Origin of the sequence: Micromonospora sp. NPDC048871 (genome assembly GCF_043198155.1) — a bacterium.
In the GTDB taxonomy this organism is placed as follows: Bacteria; Actinomycetota; Actinomycetes; order Mycobacteriales; family Micromonosporaceae; genus Micromonospora.
Genome location: NZ_JBICUM010000005.1, coordinates 277573 through 294463 on the forward strand (window position 1 = coordinate 277573; position 16891 = coordinate 294463).

At 72.1% G+C, this 16891-nt stretch carries 16 protein-coding genes; 10 read left to right on the plus strand and 6 right to left on the minus strand.

Features of this window, described 5'->3' with window-relative positions; genetic code table 11:
- The first annotated feature begins 1364 nt into the window (after nt 1-1364).
- The 9 genes from ACGFIK_RS14790 (at nt 1365) to ACGFIK_RS14830 (ending at nt 9084) form a co-directional block, all read left to right on the plus strand.
- On the plus strand, nt 1365-1604 hold the full coding sequence (locus tag ACGFIK_RS14790) for a hypothetical protein (protein ID WP_327026487.1): 240 nt from the start codon (nt 1365-1367) through the stop codon (nt 1602-1604).
- Nucleotides 1601-2029 (plus strand): phage tail protein, encoded by a 429-nt coding sequence (locus tag ACGFIK_RS14795; protein WP_327026486.1) that lies wholly within the window; start codon nt 1601-1603, stop codon nt 2027-2029. Before ACGFIK_RS14790 ends, ACGFIK_RS14795 begins: the two co-directional genes overlap by 4 nt.
- Nucleotides 2030-2070: 41 nt before the next feature.
- Entirely contained in the window at nt 2071-2838 is a 768-nt protein-coding gene (locus ACGFIK_RS14800) for a peptidase M23 (protein WP_327026485.1), read from the plus strand.
- Nucleotides 2839-2843: 5 nt separating this feature from the next.
- Nucleotides 2844-4661, plus strand: a complete 1818-nt coding sequence (locus tag ACGFIK_RS14805) for a VgrG-related protein (RefSeq protein WP_327026484.1) — start codon at nt 2844-2846, stop codon at nt 4659-4661.
- A gap of 36 nt (nt 4662-4697) precedes the next feature.
- Nucleotides 4698-5042: a PAAR domain-containing protein gene (locus tag ACGFIK_RS14810; RefSeq protein ID WP_327026483.1), complete on the plus strand. Its 345-nt coding sequence runs from the start codon at nt 4698-4700 to the stop codon at nt 5040-5042.
- Nucleotides 5043-5047: 5 nt separating this feature from the next.
- On the plus strand, nt 5048-5470 hold the full coding sequence (locus ACGFIK_RS14815) for a GPW/gp25 family protein (protein WP_327026482.1): 423 nt from the start codon (nt 5048-5050) through the stop codon (nt 5468-5470).
- Nucleotides 5470-7419, plus strand: coding sequence for a putative baseplate assembly protein (locus tag ACGFIK_RS14820; RefSeq protein WP_327026481.1), 1950 nt, complete (start codon nt 5470-5472; stop codon nt 7417-7419). Before ACGFIK_RS14815 ends, ACGFIK_RS14820 begins: the two co-directional genes overlap by 1 nt.
- A 32-nt stretch (nt 7420-7451) precedes the next feature.
- A complete protein-coding gene (locus tag ACGFIK_RS14825; protein ID WP_327026480.1) occupies nt 7452-8030 on the plus strand; it encodes a phage tail protein in 579 nt (192 codons plus the stop codon).
- A gap of 184 nt (nt 8031-8214) precedes the next feature.
- Nucleotides 8215-9084, plus strand: coding sequence for an NADase-type glycan-binding domain-containing protein (locus ACGFIK_RS14830; RefSeq protein ID WP_327026479.1), 870 nt, complete (start codon nt 8215-8217; stop codon nt 9082-9084).
- A gap of 15 nt (nt 9085-9099) precedes the next feature.
- On the opposite strand, the gene ACGFIK_RS14835 is transcribed toward ACGFIK_RS14830, so the two are convergent.
- The 3 genes from ACGFIK_RS14835 to ACGFIK_RS14845 all read right to left on the minus strand — a co-directional run bounded on the left by ACGFIK_RS14835 (nt 9100) and on the right by ACGFIK_RS14845 (nt 14700).
- Nucleotides 9100-9918: a BTAD domain-containing putative transcriptional regulator gene (locus ACGFIK_RS14835; protein ID WP_393339695.1), complete on the minus strand. Its 819-nt coding sequence runs from the start codon at nt 9916-9918 to the stop codon at nt 9100-9102.
- A 190-nt stretch (nt 9919-10108) separates the two neighbouring features.
- Complete coding sequence (locus ACGFIK_RS14840; RefSeq protein WP_327026477.1) at nt 10109-13051, minus strand: AAA family ATPase; 2943 nt, start codon at nt 13049-13051, stop codon at nt 10109-10111.
- A gap of 191 nt (nt 13052-13242) precedes the next feature.
- A complete protein-coding gene (locus ACGFIK_RS14845; RefSeq protein ID WP_327026476.1) occupies nt 13243-14700 on the minus strand; it encodes an SDR family NAD(P)-dependent oxidoreductase in 1458 nt (485 codons plus the stop codon).
- A 174-nt stretch (nt 14701-14874) separates the two neighbouring features.
- Here ACGFIK_RS14845 and ACGFIK_RS14850 point away from each other — a divergent pair, with 174 nt between their 5' ends.
- Complete coding sequence (locus ACGFIK_RS14850; RefSeq protein ID WP_327026475.1) at nt 14875-15342, plus strand: hypothetical protein; 468 nt, start codon at nt 14875-14877, stop codon at nt 15340-15342.
- Between the two features lie 62 nt (nt 15343-15404).
- On the opposite strand, the gene ACGFIK_RS14855 is transcribed toward ACGFIK_RS14850, so the two are convergent.
- The 3 genes from ACGFIK_RS14855 to ACGFIK_RS14865 are packed head-to-tail and all read right to left on the minus strand — an operon-like array spanning nt 15405 to nt 16797.
- Nucleotides 15405-15908 (minus strand): DUF2199 domain-containing protein, encoded by a 504-nt coding sequence (locus tag ACGFIK_RS14855; RefSeq protein ID WP_327026474.1) that lies wholly within the window; start codon nt 15906-15908, stop codon nt 15405-15407.
- Between the two features lie 58 nt (nt 15909-15966).
- Nucleotides 15967-16617: a hypothetical protein gene (locus tag ACGFIK_RS14860; protein WP_327026473.1), complete on the minus strand. Its 651-nt coding sequence runs from the start codon at nt 16615-16617 to the stop codon at nt 15967-15969.
- 24 nt (nt 16618-16641) lie between these two features.
- Nucleotides 16642-16797, minus strand: a complete 156-nt coding sequence (locus tag ACGFIK_RS14865; RefSeq protein ID WP_327026472.1) for a hypothetical protein — start codon at nt 16795-16797, stop codon at nt 16642-16644.
- Nucleotides 16798-16891: the final 94 nt, after the last annotated feature.

The window sequence follows — 16891 nt, forward strand, 5'->3', positions numbered from 1 at the left end:
CCGGCTCCGGCGACGGACCGTCTCGGGGCGTTCCAGCGGGTCCGAGCGGTCCACCGGTCCACCGGCCAGGCCCGCCGTCCGGACCACCAGTCGGCCTCGGGGCCCCGCTCGACCCGGAGGTCCGGCCCCGACTCGTGACCAGGTCCCGACCGCCGGCCGGCTCCGCCCCGACCGACCTGCCCCGACCTTCCGCCAACCCGGCCACCCCTTCCGCCGCCGCACCCGGCTCGTCCGGTCCGTCGACGCCGCGCACGCCGCCGGAGCCGCGCCCGACCCGGAGAGACGGCCCGGCCCGGAGTGGCGGCCCGGCCCGGAGTGGGGGTGCTGCCCCGAGTGGCGGCGCGGTCCCGGCCGGGACCGACGCTGCGGGCCGAGCGGCCCGGTCGGTGCAACGGTCCGGCGAACCGCATTCCCGGCTGCCGGTCGAACGGCCGCACCCCGAGGGGTCCGCCGGGCAATCCCGCACCCGGGTGCCGGCCCTCCGACCGCAGTCCTCGGCTCCGATCACCGACCCGCCGCGTCCGGACCTCACCCTGCCGGCGTCGGTCACCGCCCCGCCGCCACCACACACCACCCTGCCGGCGTCGGTCACCGCCCCGCCGCGTCCGGACCTTGCCCTACCACCTCCGCACAGCACCTCACCGGCCTCGGTCACCACCGCGCCGGCGGCGGATGCCGGGCCGACCGCGAGGCGGGCAGGTCGAGCGGCCCCGGCCCGGGGTGCCGCCGGGAGCGGACCGGCCGGCGGGCGGCCGGACCTGGTTCCGTTGCTCGGCGGACGGCCCGGGCTGCCGATCCTGCGTCGCACCACCGCGACCCCGCCGGGACACCGCGCGGCCTCCGTGACGACGCTGCCCGCCGGCCCGGCCGGACGGGCGGTGCCGATCCGCTGGAGCCGCCCCTCCGGCGGCGGGTCGGACCCGTCGGCCGGCACCGCCACGACGACCGGCCGGACTCCGCCAACCAGCAGGGAGGTACCCGCCATGACGGGTCCCGCAGCAGTTTCCTCCGGCGTCCAGACCCGGACCACCCCGGCCCTGCTCCCTCGGCCGACACCCACGCGACCACTCCGCCGGCAGGTCGCCGGTCCGCGACCGGCGTCCGCCGTCGCCGTGCCGGTGCCGTCGATGCCCGGCCCGGTTCCGGCTGCCGGAGTCAGGCCGGCGGCGGGCGGTGCCGCCGGGGCCGGAGTCGGAACAGCTCCTGGGAGTGCGGCCTCCTTCCGAACGGCTGACGCCGCGCTGCCGGTGCAGCGGGCCTCGCACGCCTGCACCGCCGGCAGCACTCCGACGCCGACGCCGCCCCGGTCCGGACCGGCTGTTCAGAAGCGGTCGGCTACGGCCGACCCACCGACCGCCGGCCGGGTGAGGAGCACCGGCAGCACCGGTACGACGGCGGGTTCGGACCCCACGGGCGGTCGCCCGCGCGGCTCCTCGGGCCCGGGACGTGAGGAGCGCGAGAGCGCCGAACGGTTCCACCATCTGGACCGCCGGGCACTGGACGAACTGGCCCACCGCCTCGTCGAACCGATCTCCCGGCTGCTGCGGGCCGAACTCCGGCTGGGCCGGGAGCGTACCGGCCGATGGCTGGACGGTGCCCGATGACCGGTACCGATCCGGGCACCAGTGTCCACTTCCGACTCCGCATCGACGGGATCGACCTCGGCGACTGGAACTCGTGCGACGGGCTCGGCTGCGAGGTCGAGGTGGAGCAGCACCAGGAGGGCGGAAACAACGGCTTCGTCTGGCAACTGCCGTCCCGGGTGCGCTACACCAACGTCACCCTCACCCGGCCGCTGATTCCGGACACGGCCAAGGTGGCCCGCCTGCTCTCCACCCTGCCTCAGGGAATTACCCGGGGCACCGCCCAGATCGCGGCACTGCGGCCCGACCGGGCCCTGCTGGTGCAGTGGGGCCTGGCCGACGTCGTACTCGTGCGCTGGACCGGTCCGTCCTTCGGGCCCAGTCGCTCCGAGGCGGCGACGGAGAGCATCGAACTCGCGTACAACGGTTTCCTGGAGGTGGGCTAGGTGCCGCGCCCAGGGTGCCGGACCGGTACGGCGGTGGCGTCATGACCAGACCGACCGGCAAGGTCTCCGCGTTCCTCCAGCGCTACCAGCCGCCACAGGGCGGCGGCAACCGGCCCGGCGGCCGGCTCGACGGCCCGATCGTCTTCATGTTCAACCCGAACCAGTTGACCCTGACCAAGTCGGCGGCCTGGATCCCGCACGTGGTCCGCGGCGCGGAGCAGGTCGGGATTCCGGAGTTCAGCGGCTCGGAGCCGCGCACCCTCTCCCTGACGGTGTTCCTCGACGTGACCGACACACACGGCCGTACCGTGCAGCAACGGGTCGAGACCCTGCTGTCCTGCTGCACGCCGACCATGGCCAGCATCGCGGCCAAGGCGCCGTCGCCACCGTGGGTGAAGTTCACCTGGGGCCAGTTCCAGACCGTCTCGTTCTACTCGTACGTCAGCCAGGTCACCGCGACGTACACCCTGTTCAACAGCTCCGGTACCCCGCTGCGGGCGACCTGCGACCTGACCCTGACCGAGATCAGCGGCAGCAAGCCCGGCCAGAACCCCACCTCCGGCGGTCGCTCCGCCCGACGAATGCACCGGGTGGTCGACGGCGACTCGCTGCCGCTGCTCGCCCACCGGGAGTACGGCGACCCGACGGTGTGGCGGGTCATCGCGGAGGCGAACGACCTCGACGACCCGACCCGGCTCCGCCCCGGCACCGAGCTGCTGCTGCCCGCCGCCGACGAGTTCCGGCCCGTGCCGTCCCGCGACCTGGGCCCGCCGGCCGGGACGGTCGCCCTCGCTGGCGAAGGTAGGTAGATCGCGTGTCCGAGGGGAACCTCACCAATCTGCTCAAGGTCGGCCTGCCGGTGGACGAGCTTCCCGATCCGTGGGCGGACGAGTTGGTGTACGGCTCCGTCGACGACGGCTCCGGGGTACCGGCGGCGGCGACCCTGCGCTACCGCGACCCGGGATCCCTGCTGCTGGAGAAGACCGGGATCGAGATCGGCCGCAAGCTGACCGTGGCGGTGCGCACCGGCGACGGCACCGGCGAGACGGCACTGTTCACCGGAGAGGTGGTGACCGCCGAGACGGAGTTCGACGGCACCGGCACCTACACCACCATCCGGGCCATGGATCTGTCGCACCGGCTGATGCGCGGTCGACGGGTCGCCAGCTACCGCAACCAGAAGGCCTCCGACATCGCCCGGGACCTGGCCCGGTCCGCCGGTCTGCCGATCGGCCGGATCGATCCCACCACCGTGGTCTACGAGGTGGTGTCGCAACCGAACGTCAGCGACTGGGAGTTCCTCACCATGCTGGCGGCCGACAACGACGCCGAGGTGGCGGTGGTCGACGGCGAGTTCGAGTTCCGTCGACCCGTCCGCGCCGCCTCCGCCCCGGGCCCGCAGACGACCGCCGAGCGCAGTGACTTCGTCGCGGAGGTGGACGGGAACGTGCTCACCATGCGCGCCACCGTCACCTCGGTCGGCCAGTTCACCGACGTGGAGGTGCGGGGCTGGGATCGCCGGACCCGCCAGCCGGTGATCGGGCGCAGCCCGGTACGCGACAGCGACGAGCTGAGCCTCCCGGTGACCGCCGGGGAGGTGGCGGCCCGGTTCGGTACGGCGGAGATGCTGGTCGCCGACGTGCCGTACGAGACCCTGGCCGAGGTCGGTACGGTGTCCCGCGCCCTGGCCGCCCGGGTGGCGGCCGGCCTCGCCGAACTCGAGGTGACCGTCCGGGGCAACCCGCGGCTGCGGGCCGGTGTGCCGTTCGCGCTGACCGGGGTGGGGCAGCCGTTCGCCGGCAAGTACACCGTGACCACCAGCCGGCACGTCTTCGGCCCGGCGCGGTTCTACCAGACCTGGCTGACGGTAAGCGGCGGCCGGGACCGGTCGCTGTCCGGGCTGGCCGGCGGCGACCGGTCCCCGGCCCGGTCGGCCCGGATGCCGGGACTGGCCATCGGCGTGGTCACCGACGTCAACGCCGCGATGGACCGCAACCACCCGGAACGCCGGGACCGGGGCTGGGTCAAGCTGCGGTTCCCGTGGCTGGACGACAAGTACGAGACCGACTGGGTCCGCACGGTGCAACTCGGCGGGGTCGGCGGTGGCGGGGTCTACTGCCCCGAGGTCGGCGATGAGGTGCTGGTCGGGTTCGAACAGGGACTGCTCGACCGGCCGTACGTGGTCGGTGGGCTTTACAACGGCGTCGACCAGCCCTCGCCGCACGACGTACCGCTGGTCGACCCGACGAGCGGGGCGGTGAACCGGCTCTCGTTCGCCTCCCGCCAGGGCCGGGCCGCCGGCCGCCGGAGCACCGGCAACTGGGTGGAACTGCTCGACGGGCCCACCGCCAACACCCCGCAGGGGGTGCGGATACGCACCCACAGCGGCACCGACAACCTGCTGCTGCACCTGGACCGGGCCGGTACCTCGGTGGTGGTCCGCAGCGACGGCAGCGTGGTGATCGAGGCCAAAACGGAGGTCAGCGTCGAGGGGAGCCGGGGGGTGTCGGTCGAGTCGGGTGGACCGGTCTCGGTCAAGGGCCGGGGCGTGTCGGTGGACGCCGGAGCCGGCGAACTGAAACTCACCGGGGCCAGCGTCGCCGTCAGCGGCCGGGTCGTACGGATCAACTGAGACCACCGCCCCAGCGCCAGAGCAAGGAGAGACGCGATGCCACCAGCAGCCCGGATCGGGGACCGGATCGGCCACGGCGCGCCCACCGGTACCGTCGGACCGCCCGGCACCGGCGCGCCGGTGCCGGCCGCCGGACCCACGCTCGGCGTCTCCAGCGTGCTGATCGGCGGCCTGCCAGCCGCAGTGGTCGGCACGCTCTGCACCTGTCCGGTCCCGCCGCCGCACCTGGCCCTCGGCCCGGGCAACGTCGTGCTGCCCGGCCCGCCGTCGGTACGCGGACAGGTGCTGATCGGTGGCTTCCCCGCCGCCCGGATGGGGGACCGGACCACCTGCTCGGCCACGATCCTGACCGGCGCCGCCAGCGTTCTCATCGGGGGCTGAGCGAGGTGGCGGAGCAGTTCATCGGCGCAGGTTGGGCGTTCCCGCTCCGGTTGGACGCCGGCGGCGGCATCGCCCTGGTCAACCGGGAGCGGGAGATCATCGAGGCGATCCGGCTGATCCTCGGTACCGCCCCCGGCGAGCGGCCGATGCGTCCCGAGTTCGGCTGTGGGGTGCACGACTACGTCTTCGCTCCGGCGGACGAGAACACCGCCGGGCAGATCGCCTTCGAGGTGCGGGCTGCGCTGGACCGTTGGGAGCCCCGGATCGAGGTCACCGACGTGCTCGTGGGCTTCGACGAGGTGCAGGCGGGCACCCTCTACATCGACATCCGGTACCTGGTGCGGGGCACCAACGATCCCCGCAACCTGGTTTTCCCGTTCTACGTGATCCCGTCGCACGACGGGCCCGAGACGGAGGCGAGGAACTGATGGCCCTGCCCGCGCCGAACCTCGACGACCGTCGCTTCCAGCATTTGGTCGACGACGCCAAGCGATTCATCCAGCAGCGCTGTCCGGAGTGGACGGACCACAACGTCTCCGACCCGGGCGTCACCCTGATCGAGGCGTTCGCCCAGATGACGGACGAGCTGCTGTACCGGTTGAACCGGGTGCCGGAGAAGAACTACCTGGCCTTCCTCGATCTGATCGGCGTCCGGCTCTTCCCGCCGACCGCCGCCCGGGCCGACCTGACCTTCTGGCTCGCCGCCCCGCAGGCCGAGGCGGTGCTGCTGCGGGCCGGTACCGAGGCCAGCACGGTCCGTACCGAGACGGAGGAGGCAATCGTCTTCACTACCGCCGCCGACCTGGCGATCGTGCCGTGCGAGCTGGTCCACCTGCGGGTACACCCCGCGGACGGGCCGGCGGCCGACCGTACCGACCAGGTGTGGGACGGCCGGGACGTCTCCTGTTTCGCCGACCCGCCCGCGGTCGGCGACGCCCTGCTGCTCGGCCTGGACTCGGCGGTCCCGTCCTGCGCGGTGGTACTGCGCCTGGAGAGCCGGGTCCAGGGCATCGGTGTCGACCCCCGGCAGCCGCCGCTGCGCTGGGAGGCGTGGGACGGCGCCGGCTGGGTGGAGTGCGAGGTGGACAGCGACTCCACGGGCGGGCTCAACCGGCCCGGCGATGTGGTGCTGCACGTGCCGGCCGGACACACCACCTCCACGGTCGGCGGCCAGCGGGCCGGCTGGCTGCGGTGCCGGCTGGTGGCGGCCGAGCCCGGCCAGCCGTTCTACTCGGCGTCGCCGACGATCCGGGCCGCCTCGGCCTTCACCGTCGGCGGCACGGTCGCCGGGGTGCACGCCGAGACCGTGGTCGGCGAGTCCCTAGGCGAGTCCGAGGGGGTGCCGGGGCAACGCTTCCGGGTGCTCCGTCCGCCGGTGATCCCGGACGACGAGCCGTTCGTGGTCGAGGTCTCCGACGGCACCGGCTGGCAGGAGTGGGTCGAGGTGGACGCCTTCGGCGGCACCGGTCCGGACGAACGGTGCGTGACGGTGGACCGGACCACCGGCGAGGTGGCCTTCGGCCCGGCCGTCCGCGAACCCGACGGAACCCTCCGCCGGTACGGCGCGGTGCCACGCAACGGCGCCCGGTTGCGGGTCCGCCGGTACCGCACCGGCGGCGGGCGACGCGGCAACGTGGCCCGGGGCGCGATCTCGATGCTGCGCAGCTCGGTGCCGTACGTGAGCCGGGTGGAGAACCGGGAGGCCGCCGCCGGTGGGGTGGACGGCGAGTCGGTGCAGAGCGCCCGACAGCGGGGTCCGGTGCAGCTGCGGGCCCAGGACCGGGCGGTCACCGCGCGCGACTACGAGCTGATCGCCGGACAGGCGATGCCGGCCGCAGCCCGGATCCGCTGCCTGGCCGCCGGGGACGGCGCCGAAGCCGGCGGGGTACGCGTCCTCGTCGTGCCCGAGGCGGTCGCGGACGCGGGTGACCGACTGCGCTTCGAGCAGTTGATCCCGCCCGACGACATGCTGGCGACCGTCGCCGAGCACCTGGACGCCCGCCGACCCATCGGGGTACGCCTGGCCGTGGAGCCACCGTTCTATCAGGGCGTCACCGTGGCGGCCCGGTTGACCGCCCGGCCCGGGACGGCCGTCGAGCGGCTCCGGACCGCCGCGCTCGACGCGCTCTACGGCTATCTCAACCCGCTGCGTGGCGGGCCGGACGGGTCGGGCTGGCCGTTCGGCCGGCCGGTGCAGTCCGGGGAACTCTTCGGAGTGCTCCAGCATCTGCCCGGCGTCGCGTTGGTGGAGGAGGTGCTGCTCTTCACCGCCGACCCGGTCACCGGCCGGCGTGGTACGGCGACCTCCCGGGTGGCCCTCGACCGGCACGCGTTGGTCTTCTCCTACGAGCACCAGGTCCGGGTGGAGGAACACTGAGACCGGCCCCGGCCGGAGAGAGGAGCGTGGCGATGCGTGGCGCGGTGCCGGGCCTCGGCACACCACATCCGTTCGGCAGCCGACTGCCGGCGATCTACGGCAGCGACGAGCTGGCCGGACGACTGCTCGCCGCCTTCGACGAGGTGCTGGCTCCGGTGCACTCGACGCTGGACAACCTCGCCGCCTATCTGGATCCCCAACTGGCGCCGGCCGACTTCGTCGACTGGCTCGCCGGCTGGGTGGCGGCCGAGACGGCGCCGGGGTGGACACTGCGGCAGCGTCGCGAGGCGGTCGACAGCGCGGTGGCGCTGCACCGGGTACGCGGCACGGCTCGGGGCCTGGCCGAGCAGGTACGGACGGTCTTCGGGGTGCTGCCGGAGGTGACCGAGAACGGCGGTACGGTCTGGTCCTCGACTCCGGGCGGGCCGTTGCCGGGTTCGCCGGTGTGCGCCCTGACGGTGACCGTGCGGGTGGCCGACCCCGACCTGGTTCCGCTGGCCCGGCTGCGGGCTCTGGTGGAGGCCAACCGGCCCGCGCACGTACCGTGCGACGTCCGGGTGGTCATCGAGGACGGCCGGGTGGCCGGGGGTGACGACGATGGAACGCTGTGATCGGTGCGCGCCGGCCGAACCCGGCGGCGCGTTCTGCGCGGTCTGCGGATCATTCCTGGAATGGGAACAGGCCGGGAATGCGCCGCCTCAGGCAGGGGGCACGTCGCCTCCGGCGACGGACGCGAGAACCACGACGGACACGGGAACCACGGCGGACGCGGGAATCACGGCGGACCCGGGAACCGTGCCGGAGACCGGGAGCGCGCCGGACCGGCTGGCCGGCTCGGTCGTGGAGGCGGTCCAGCCGGCTCGGCCGCAGGCCCGCCGACCCGTGGTGCGACAACGTCCGCCCGAACCGGAGGAGGGTTCCGGCGATGTCGTCTGCCCGGTCTGCGCGACCGGTAACCCACGGGGCCGGAGGTTCTGCCGGCGGTGCGGGGCGGCCCTCGACTCCGTCCGGCCCGGACCGGCGGCCCCGGTCTCGTGGTGGCGTCGACTCTGGCGGGCCCTGATCCGTGGGGTGCGGTGGCTGGTCCGGCCCCGCTCGGGCGGCTGGGGGGTGGTCCACCGGATCGGCACCCTGCTGCTCATCTCCGCCCTGCTGGCCGGTCTCGGCTACGGCGTGGTCCAGCTCGGCACCCGGGCCAGCGACGCGGTACGTGACCGGATCGCCGATCCGGAACCGGTGAGTCCGGTGTCGGTGCGGGGTTCGAGCCAGGCGCGGAGCCACCCCGCGGAGTTGGTCGTGGACGGACTCAGCAACAGTTACTGGGCACCGGCGGCAAACGGCCCGGGCAGCGGCGAGTACGTGGAACTGGCCTTCAACACGCCGTTCCGGCTGCTCGACCTGATCATCCATTCCGGTGTGTCGGCCCAGCGCGACGTGTTCCTTCGACAGGCCCGACCGGCGGAGCTGGAACTGACCGTCTGGAACGGTCAGGGCGGGTCGGAGACCACCACGTTGCGGCTTGCCGACCAGGCAGGTCCGCAGACCTTCCGCCGGGTCTTCCCGGACGTGATGCGGATCCGGTTGACCGTCCGCCACAGCTACGGTGGTGCCGCCGACCGTCGTACCGCGATCGCCGAGGTGGAGATCTTCCGCCGCTCCTCCTGACGCTGAGGGCGGTTCTCACGCCGCCCAGGCCGGTCCGGACACCCCGAGCGTCCGCAACACCCGGCCGTACGCGCTGCGGGTCCGCGCGGCCGCCGCCGCATCGCCGGCACGCTGGTGCGCCTCGGCCAGCACCCGCCAGGCGTCGTCACGGAATCCGTCGATCTCCAGTCCGCGCCGTGCCGCCGCGACCGCCGTCGCTAGGTGCCCCGCCTCCAGTTCGAGCGCGGCGAGGGTCGCCGCCGCCTCCGCCGCCGACGTGCGGTAACGGTCGCGTTCGGCCACCACCCACTCGGCCGGTCCATCCTCCGGCAGCAGGTCGCCCGCGTACTGGGCGAGGGCCGCCCGCAGGGCAGCCGCCTCGGCGGACCGCTGCCCCGTACCGACCCTCCGGCGCCAGGCCGCGACCGCCTCCTCGAAGGAACGTACGTCGCAGAGCGCCGCGGGTGGCAGCGCCAGCCAGTAGGACTCGCCGTCACGCCGGAGAAAGGTGGACTCACCGCGCCGCACGCCGGGTTCGAGGAAGGCCCGAAGCGTGGAGACCCCGACGTGCAGACTGCGGATGCCGGACCGCACCGGTAGCTCCGGCCAGAGCCCGGACAGGATGACCTCGCGGTGCACCGGCCTCCCCCCGTGGGCGGCCAGAAAGCGCAGCAGGGCCCGGGCCTTCGGCCGTACCCTCGTCCAGTCCAACTGCCGCCCGGGGATCGTCAACTGGAACCCGCCGAAACAGCGCACCACTAGCGACGGACCGGGGCACCCGGACAGCGGCCCGACCTCCGGTGCCGGCCGTTCGGCCGCCCGGCTCCGGATCGTCTGGTGGATTGAATACCCCATCCTCGGAGTCCTCCGTCCTGGCGTCGGTCGCTCTCGCGTAGACCCAGCCTGGCTCAGCGGACCGCCACGGACATCGGCTAGTTGACGTGAGCCGCTACGGCCCCGGCGGTAGCCGGATCCCGACCCCCGGCAGTGTGCCCTGGCCTGAGGAGACCGGCCGGGACCGCAGGTCCGGCGCACCGACTCCACGTCAGATGACGGATGTCCCCGGCGGAGCCGTGCGTCGTGGCCCCCGAGCGGCCGGTGGTGTCCGGTCGTCCGGCTCCAGGACCGGAGACGGCCTCCGGTGCAACGCCTCACGGGCGATCTCCACCCGACTCCGTACGCCGAGCTTGCTCAGCACATGCGAGATGTGGGTCTGCACGGTACGCCGGGAGAGATACAGCTTTCGGGCGATGTCTGGCGTGGACCTTCCTTCGGCGACCAGGACGGCCACCCGGGTCTCGGTCGGGGTGAGCGCCTCCCAGCCGCGCTGGGCGCGGGCCGGCCGGGGGCCACGGACACCCCGACGGACGCCGGCCCGCCGTAGTCGTCCCTCGGCCCGACGGATGTCCCAGAGCGCACCGAGGGCGTCGTACCGATCGACCGCCTCACTCAGCAGCGTCCTCGCCTCCGCCTGCTGGCCGCCCCCGGCGAGCACCGCGGCCAGGTCCTCCAGCGTCCCGGTCAACTCCACCGGTGACCCGACCGATCGGTAGTACGCGACCGCCTCACGCAGCGGCGCCGGATCCTCGTCGAGCAGGCCCTGACACCGGCGCACCGCCGCGGCGGCCCGACCCGACGGGGACTCCGCCGCCGCCTCCGCCTGGCAGGCCTGCAACGCCGCCCGCGCCGCCGCCCGGTCGTCCACCGCCATCCCGAGTCGCACCAGTTCGGGCATCCACTGGTGGAGCAGGGTCATTTCGCCGGGTGCGCGTTCCAGGAGTGCCGACAGCAGCGACAGCGCCCGCGCCGGCTCCCCCTCCTGCTCGGCCGCGAGCGCGCGGGCAGCGAGCAGGAAGTCACGGTTCTCCCGGTCGGCGACGGTCCGGACGGGCAGCGCGAGACCCGCCCGGAGGTGCTCGGCCGCGGTGCCGTTGTCGCCACGGCGCCCGGCGATGAACGCGGCGACACCGTGCCAGAGCAACGCCGGTCCTCGCTCACGGAGCCCGGAGTAGGTGAGGCCGGTGGTGTCGCCGTCGACGGTGTCGAGTTCAGCCAGGGCGTCGTCCCACCGACCGAGCCAGTACAGCAACACGGCCGCGGTGAGCGGCGAGACGCCCTGACCGGATCCGGCGGCCCGCTGACCGAGGTCGCGGGCGCGGCGCAGCGTCACCTCGGCCTCCGGCCACCGGTCGAGGTTCTGCAGGCTGAAAATCCGACCGTCGAAGGCGAAGGTGCGCAGGTCGGTGTGTTCCGGTGCGTCGCCCAGCACCATCAGCGCCCGGTCGACGTAGCCGAGGGCGGCGTCGTGGTCACGCCGGATCGAGTGCGTCAGCCACAGGTCGGTCAACGCGTAGGCGATGGCGAACGCGTCCCCGGCCTCCTCTCCCACCCGCAGCGCCTGACGCGCGGTGCCGTCGGCGGTGTCCAACTCGCCGGTGCTGGCCCGCTCGAACATCGACAGTGAGGCCAGCAGGCGGGCCCGCCACACCGCCGGCACGTCCGGGCGGCCGAGCGCGCTTCGGAGCACGTCCACGGCCTCCTCGTTGCGGCCCTGGTGGAACAGTGTGCGGGCCAGTATCGAGGACATCTCGACCTGGTGTTCCGGCTGGGTCGCCAGGGCGAGCGCCTGCCGGGCCCGGTCGGCGGCCTCCGGATGGCGCCCAACGCCGAGCAGTACCCGGGCGAGTTCGACAGTCAGCGCGACCCGGTCGGTCCGGTCGAGTTGGCTCGCCTCCAGTTCCCGCTGCAGGAGTTCCAGCGCGATGTCCGGAGCCCTCGCGGCCAGTGCCGGCGCCGCCTCGACCAGCCAGGTACGGGTCCACTCGTCTCCCGGCCGGCCGGCCGCCAGTAGTTGTTGGGCCACCCGCAGCGGTTCGGCGCCTGCGGACACCAGGGCCTTCGCCGCCTCGCAGTGCAGCGCCGCCCGCAGCGCGGCCGGCACACTGTCGTACAGGGCCTGACGGATCAACGGATGCCGGAAGGCGAGCTGGTCGCCGACCCCGACGACGATGCCGGCGGCGACCGCGTCCTGCAAGCCCTCTGCCAGGTCGCTGGCCGTACGGCGCAGCAGCGCGGCAAGGTCGGTGACCGCGAACTCACCGCCGAGCAGTGACGCCGTGCGCAGCATCTGGGCGGTCGGCACCGAGACCACACTGAGCCGGTCGCTCAGCGCGGCCGTGAAGGAGGCCGGAACCCGTTTGAAGGCGTCGTCGGAGAGTTCGCCGTCGGCCAGCGCGGCGCCGACCGGCTGCTCCCGGGCCAGGGCGTCGAGCAGTTCACGCAGGTACAGCGGATTGCCCATGGCCCGCCCGAGCAGGCGGTCGAGCGCGGGTCCCGGCGGCACCCCGAGCATTCCGGTGACCAGCGTACGGACGTCGTCCGCGTCGAGCGCGCCGACCGGAAGCAGGGTGCCGCCCCGGCGTAGCGTCGCCGCCCGCAAGGTCTGCACGTCCTGACGGGCCGGCACCGGACGGGTAGCGCTGACCAGTAGGAGTGGAAGTTCCTCCGCGGCCAGGGCGAGCCGGTGCCACAGCATCAGCGACGCCTCGTCCGCCCATTGCAGATCGTCGAGGACCAGCACGGTGGGAGTGTCGGTGGAGAGCTCGTCGACCAGTGACACGAGCATCTCTGTGGCGGTGTAGGCGATGTCGTCCGCGGCGAACAGCCCCGGTCGGTGGTCCTGGAGGAATTCGGCGATCCGCGCCCGGCGGGGGTCCGGCGAGCGCGGTCGCACCTGGAGGCAGTCCAGCATCACCCGCAGCGGAAAGCGGTGGGACAACTGGTCTGCGGTGCCCCACAGCAGTTCGTTGGGCCGCAGCCCGCCGCTGGTGAGCCCGGTGGCCACCAGGGTGGACTTGCCGATGCCGGCCTCACCCTCCACCCAGAGCACCGACCCCTGGCCCTGACGGGTGGCCTCGACGGCCGTGTGCAGTGCCGCCAGTTCCTTCTCCCGGCCGGCCCAGACGCTGGGCAGCTCAACTGGGAACATGACGGCGACACGCGTCCGAAATGGGAAAAGGGGCGACCATCACGGGCATATGCTAGCCGATGAGTTCGGACCATCCATCAACGGCCACTGATGTAAAAATGTAACAAGCAGCTATTCAAAATTGTTGCGCGTTAAAGAGTCCGGAGCGCCGGCTGCGGCCACCTGGAAGACACGGCGGGTGGGTGGGCTGATCACCAGGGGCTGGGTGCGTAGTCCTTGAGGAAGCAGCCGTACAGGTCTTCGCCCTGTTCGCCCCGGACGATCGGGTCGTAGACCCGGGCCGCGCCGTCGACCAGATCCAGCGGGGCGTGGAAGCCGGCATCCGCGAGCCGCATCTTCGTCGGGTGGGGCCGCTCGTCGGTGATCCAGCCGGTGTCGACACTGGTCATCAGGATGCCGTCGGTCAGCATCTCCTGGGCGCTGGTGCGGGTCAGCATGTTCAGCGCGGCCTTGGCCATGTTGGTGTGCGGGTGTCCCGGCCCCTTGTAGCCGCGGGCGAACTGACCCTCCATCGCCGACACGTTCACCACGTACTTGCGGCGGGCCGTCGCGGCGGCCATCGCCGGTCGCAGCCGGCTGACCAGCACGAATGGCGCGGTCACGTTGCACAGTTGCACTTCGAGCAACTCGACCGGGTCCACCTCGTGCACCCGCTGCACCCAGCTGTTGACCGGAGCGAGGTCCGGCACCAGGCCGCCGGCGTCGATGGCGGTGGCTGCCGCGATCCGTTCCGGCGACGCGGAGCCGCTGGTCAGCGCTAGCGCGGTCAGCGCCTGCGGGGTGATCGCCGCGTGCGGCCCGGCGGCCAGACCGCCGGCCACTCCGCTGCTACCGGCCGGTTTGGCGAAGGTGATCATCTCCGGCAGTGGGCCGTCCGGCAGGGCGGCGGCCTCCGCGGCGACCAGTTGGGCGTACGCCTCGGGAGAGCGGCGGACGGTCTGCGCCGCGTTGTTGATCAGAATGTCGAGTGGCCCCTGGTCACTGACCGAGTCGGCGAGGGCGATCACCTGCGCCGGGTCGCGCAGGTCGATCCCGACGACCCGGAGGCGGTGCAGCCAGTCCGCGCTGTCGGGCATCGCGGTGAACCGGCGGACCGCGTCGTGCGGAAACCGGGTGGTCACCGTGGTGTGCGCGCCGTCGCGGAGCAGCCGCAGCGCGATGTACATGCCGATCTTCGCCCGGCCGCCGGTGAGCAGCGCCCGCCGGCCGGTCAGGTCGGTACGCGCGTTACGGCGCTCCCGGTTGAACGCGGCGCAGGACGGGCAGAGCTGGTGGTAGAAGGCATCCACCTCGCGGTAGCGCTGCTTGCAGATGTAGCAGCCACGCGGGTTGTGCAGGACACCGGCCGTGGTGCCGGTGGTGGGGGAGGCCAGCGGGACGCCCTGCGTCTCGTCGTCGATCCGCCCCGGAGCGCCGGTGGCAGTGGCGGCCGTCACCGCCTCGTCGGCCGCAAGGATGGCGTCCCGCCGTTCCGTACGGCGCCGCTGCTTGATCATCTTGTAGAGCTTCGCGGTGGCACGTTGCACCCGCATCACATCGGGATGATCCGGAGGCAGATCCTCCAAGGCCGCAAATACGCTGAGACAGGTCTCCAGCTGACTGCGGTCGATGCCGCTGTGACCGTTTTCGGTAGTGATGTCTGCCGTCATGCTGTCGCTGTCTCATCCGTTCCTGCGCCGGATCCACCCCGGCCCACCCCAAGTCCGACCAGGAACTGTACGCAACACTTCGCCTTTGACGCATGCCGCGTCGGCTCAGCAGCCCAGCGGACCGCCGGAGCAATGATTGATCAAGCGTGACCCCTGTCGGGCATGCTGGGGACCGTGAGCGACGGGTACATCCGTTTGATCCCGACCGACCGGCAGTGGCAGCCCACGCCCGAGTGCGCCGCGGCAGCGACAGCGTACGTGGCTCGGCTCTTCTCCGGCCCCGAGGACGACGTCGAGGAAGTCCAGTACGAGTTCTACGACCAGGTGACCCTGATCGACGCCGGTGGGAACACCACCCGGATCTCCTGCGCGAACTGCGACGGCGACCTCGACGTGGAATGGTTCCACGACCTGATCGAGGAGCACGGTGAAGGGCTCGCCGGCACGAAGGTCTCTGTGCCCTGCTGCGGCGCGCACGTCTCCCCGGACTCGCTACGCTACGACTGGCCGGTCGGGTTCGCCCGATTCGAGGTGAGCGCCATGAACCCGACTCGTGCCCAGTACGAACTCAACGCCGAGGAGCTCGCCGAGGTCGCCGCACTTCTCGGTCACCCTGTCACCCAGATCCTCGCTCATTACTGACGCCGGGGGCGCCGCACACCATCCGATCCATGCCTGACCCCCGCGCGTCAACGGCGAATGCGTCACTGATGCAGCAGCAACTCGGCTATCTCCTGCACCCGGGCCACCGTGATGCCGGTGCGCTGTTCCACGGCCAGCGGATGATCAGTCGGTTCGAGCACCACATGCGGCCGGGTGCCGACCGGCTCGGTGTGCACCTCAGTCTTGAGATTCAGCGTCTGCACCGGGTAGACCGGAAGTTCGGTGGACAACCAGCCGAAGTACGCCGGCTCCTGCTCTCGGCCTGGCGTCGTCCACAAGTCCATGGTGCGACCAAAGTTGTCCCTGCTCAGCGACACCCACACACCCCAGTCGAAGTCCTGGTCGGCGTCGACGACGGGAATGACCAGCCGTGCCCGGACGAAGTAGTGCTGCGCGTCGATGACGCAGATCTCGTCTTCCAGGACGCTGCGCTCGTCGCCGTCGTACTCGTCACGCCAGTACACCGGTGCCGACGCGCCGTAGGAGAAGGCCAGCCCGTCATGGCGCTGTCCGCAGCCCTGGCACACAAACCCATGGTCGATCACGGCATGACGCTACCGCCGCCCCCCGACAGCCGATCGCGAGACGTCCGCCCGGCAAGTCTCAATCATTGTGCGTACGAAGAAAGTCCTGGAGCCTGCTGTGCCGAAACTCGTACACCGGCCCGGTCTGGCGCAGCACTCTCCGCCGATGAGCGTTGGCAAGGAAGCGCATCAGCCGCCAGGGCAGCGCCCCGGTCAATGCCAGCCGCACATGAATCAGGCAGAACCAGCCCCACGCGGTGGAAGTCAGGGTGTAGCCGATCCATGCCGCGGCTCCGACGGCAATACCGATCACGACGGCGACGACGTTCACCGCCTGTTCCATCTGTATCTGACTCAGATCGACATCGAGGTACATTCCCGCTATCCCGCCCACCAACAGGTGCGGCGGCAACGCCAGCAGCGCTGCGAACCGGTCCTGCCGTAGGACCGAAATCGGACTGGCCGTCCGTTCGACGGGCGCCGGAGCGCTGAGCCAGCGGTACAGAGCCGCCAACAGCACGGCGCTGACACCACCGGCTCCGGCCAGACCGACGAAGGCGAACGCAGCCACCACGATGATCCTGCGCCACCCCGCATCAGGCGGCAGCGTCACCATCGAGCCGATCCAGCCTCCGAACAGTCCTCCTGAAATGGCCAACAGGCGCCCTGGTTCAAGCACCGACACCGCCGAGTGGAGTTTCCACCACACGAACTCCCGGCCCTCTCCCATCAGGCGGAGCCAGTACGAGCGCGACTATGTTGGCGTACCCGGCAGGCGTGCCACCTCGTCATCATCGCCGCTGGCAAACGCCTTCAGCAGTAGCCCGACCGCATAGAGCATGATCGCTATGGACAGCGAAACCAGGGTGAGGCCTCTGAGTCGTCGCCGCTTGGCAGGTCCCCAGTCCATGACGGGCATCATGCCACTGCCGCGCTCCACTCCCGGTGCCCTGCAAGGACCGGATCAGTCTGCCTTCGCGCCGAATATGGCTATGGCGACGTAT

Coding starts and splice junctions, on each gene's coding strand:
- ACGFIK_RS14860 (WP_327026473.1), bottom strand. CDS start 16,617: ATGGGAGAGGGCCGGGAGTTCGTGTGGTGGAAACTCCACTCGGCGGTG.
- ACGFIK_RS14865 (WP_327026472.1), bottom strand. CDS start 16,797: ATGGACTGGGGACCTGCCAAGCGGCGACGACTCAGAGGCCTCACCCTG.
- ACGFIK_RS14825 (WP_327026480.1), top strand. CDS start 7,452: ATGCGTGGCGCGGTGCCGGGCCTCGGCACACCACATCCGTTCGGCAGC.
- ACGFIK_RS14840 (WP_327026477.1), bottom strand. CDS start 13,051: ATGTTCCCAGTTGAGCTGCCCAGCGTCTGGGCCGGCCGGGAGAAGGAA.
- ACGFIK_RS14795 (WP_327026486.1), top strand. CDS start 1,601: ATGACCGGTACCGATCCGGGCACCAGTGTCCACTTCCGACTCCGCATC.
- ACGFIK_RS14835 (WP_393339695.1), bottom strand. CDS start 9,918: ATGGGGTATTCAATCCACCAGACGATCCGGAGCCGGGCGGCCGAACGG.
- ACGFIK_RS14845 (WP_327026476.1), bottom strand. CDS start 14,700: ATGACGGCAGACATCACTACCGAAAACGGTCACAGCGGCATCGACCGC.
- ACGFIK_RS14800 (WP_327026485.1), top strand. CDS start 2,071: ATGACCAGACCGACCGGCAAGGTCTCCGCGTTCCTCCAGCGCTACCAG.
- ACGFIK_RS14810 (WP_327026483.1), top strand. CDS start 4,698: ATGCCACCAGCAGCCCGGATCGGGGACCGGATCGGCCACGGCGCGCCC.
- ACGFIK_RS14820 (WP_327026481.1), top strand. CDS start 5,470: ATGGCCCTGCCCGCGCCGAACCTCGACGACCGTCGCTTCCAGCATTTG.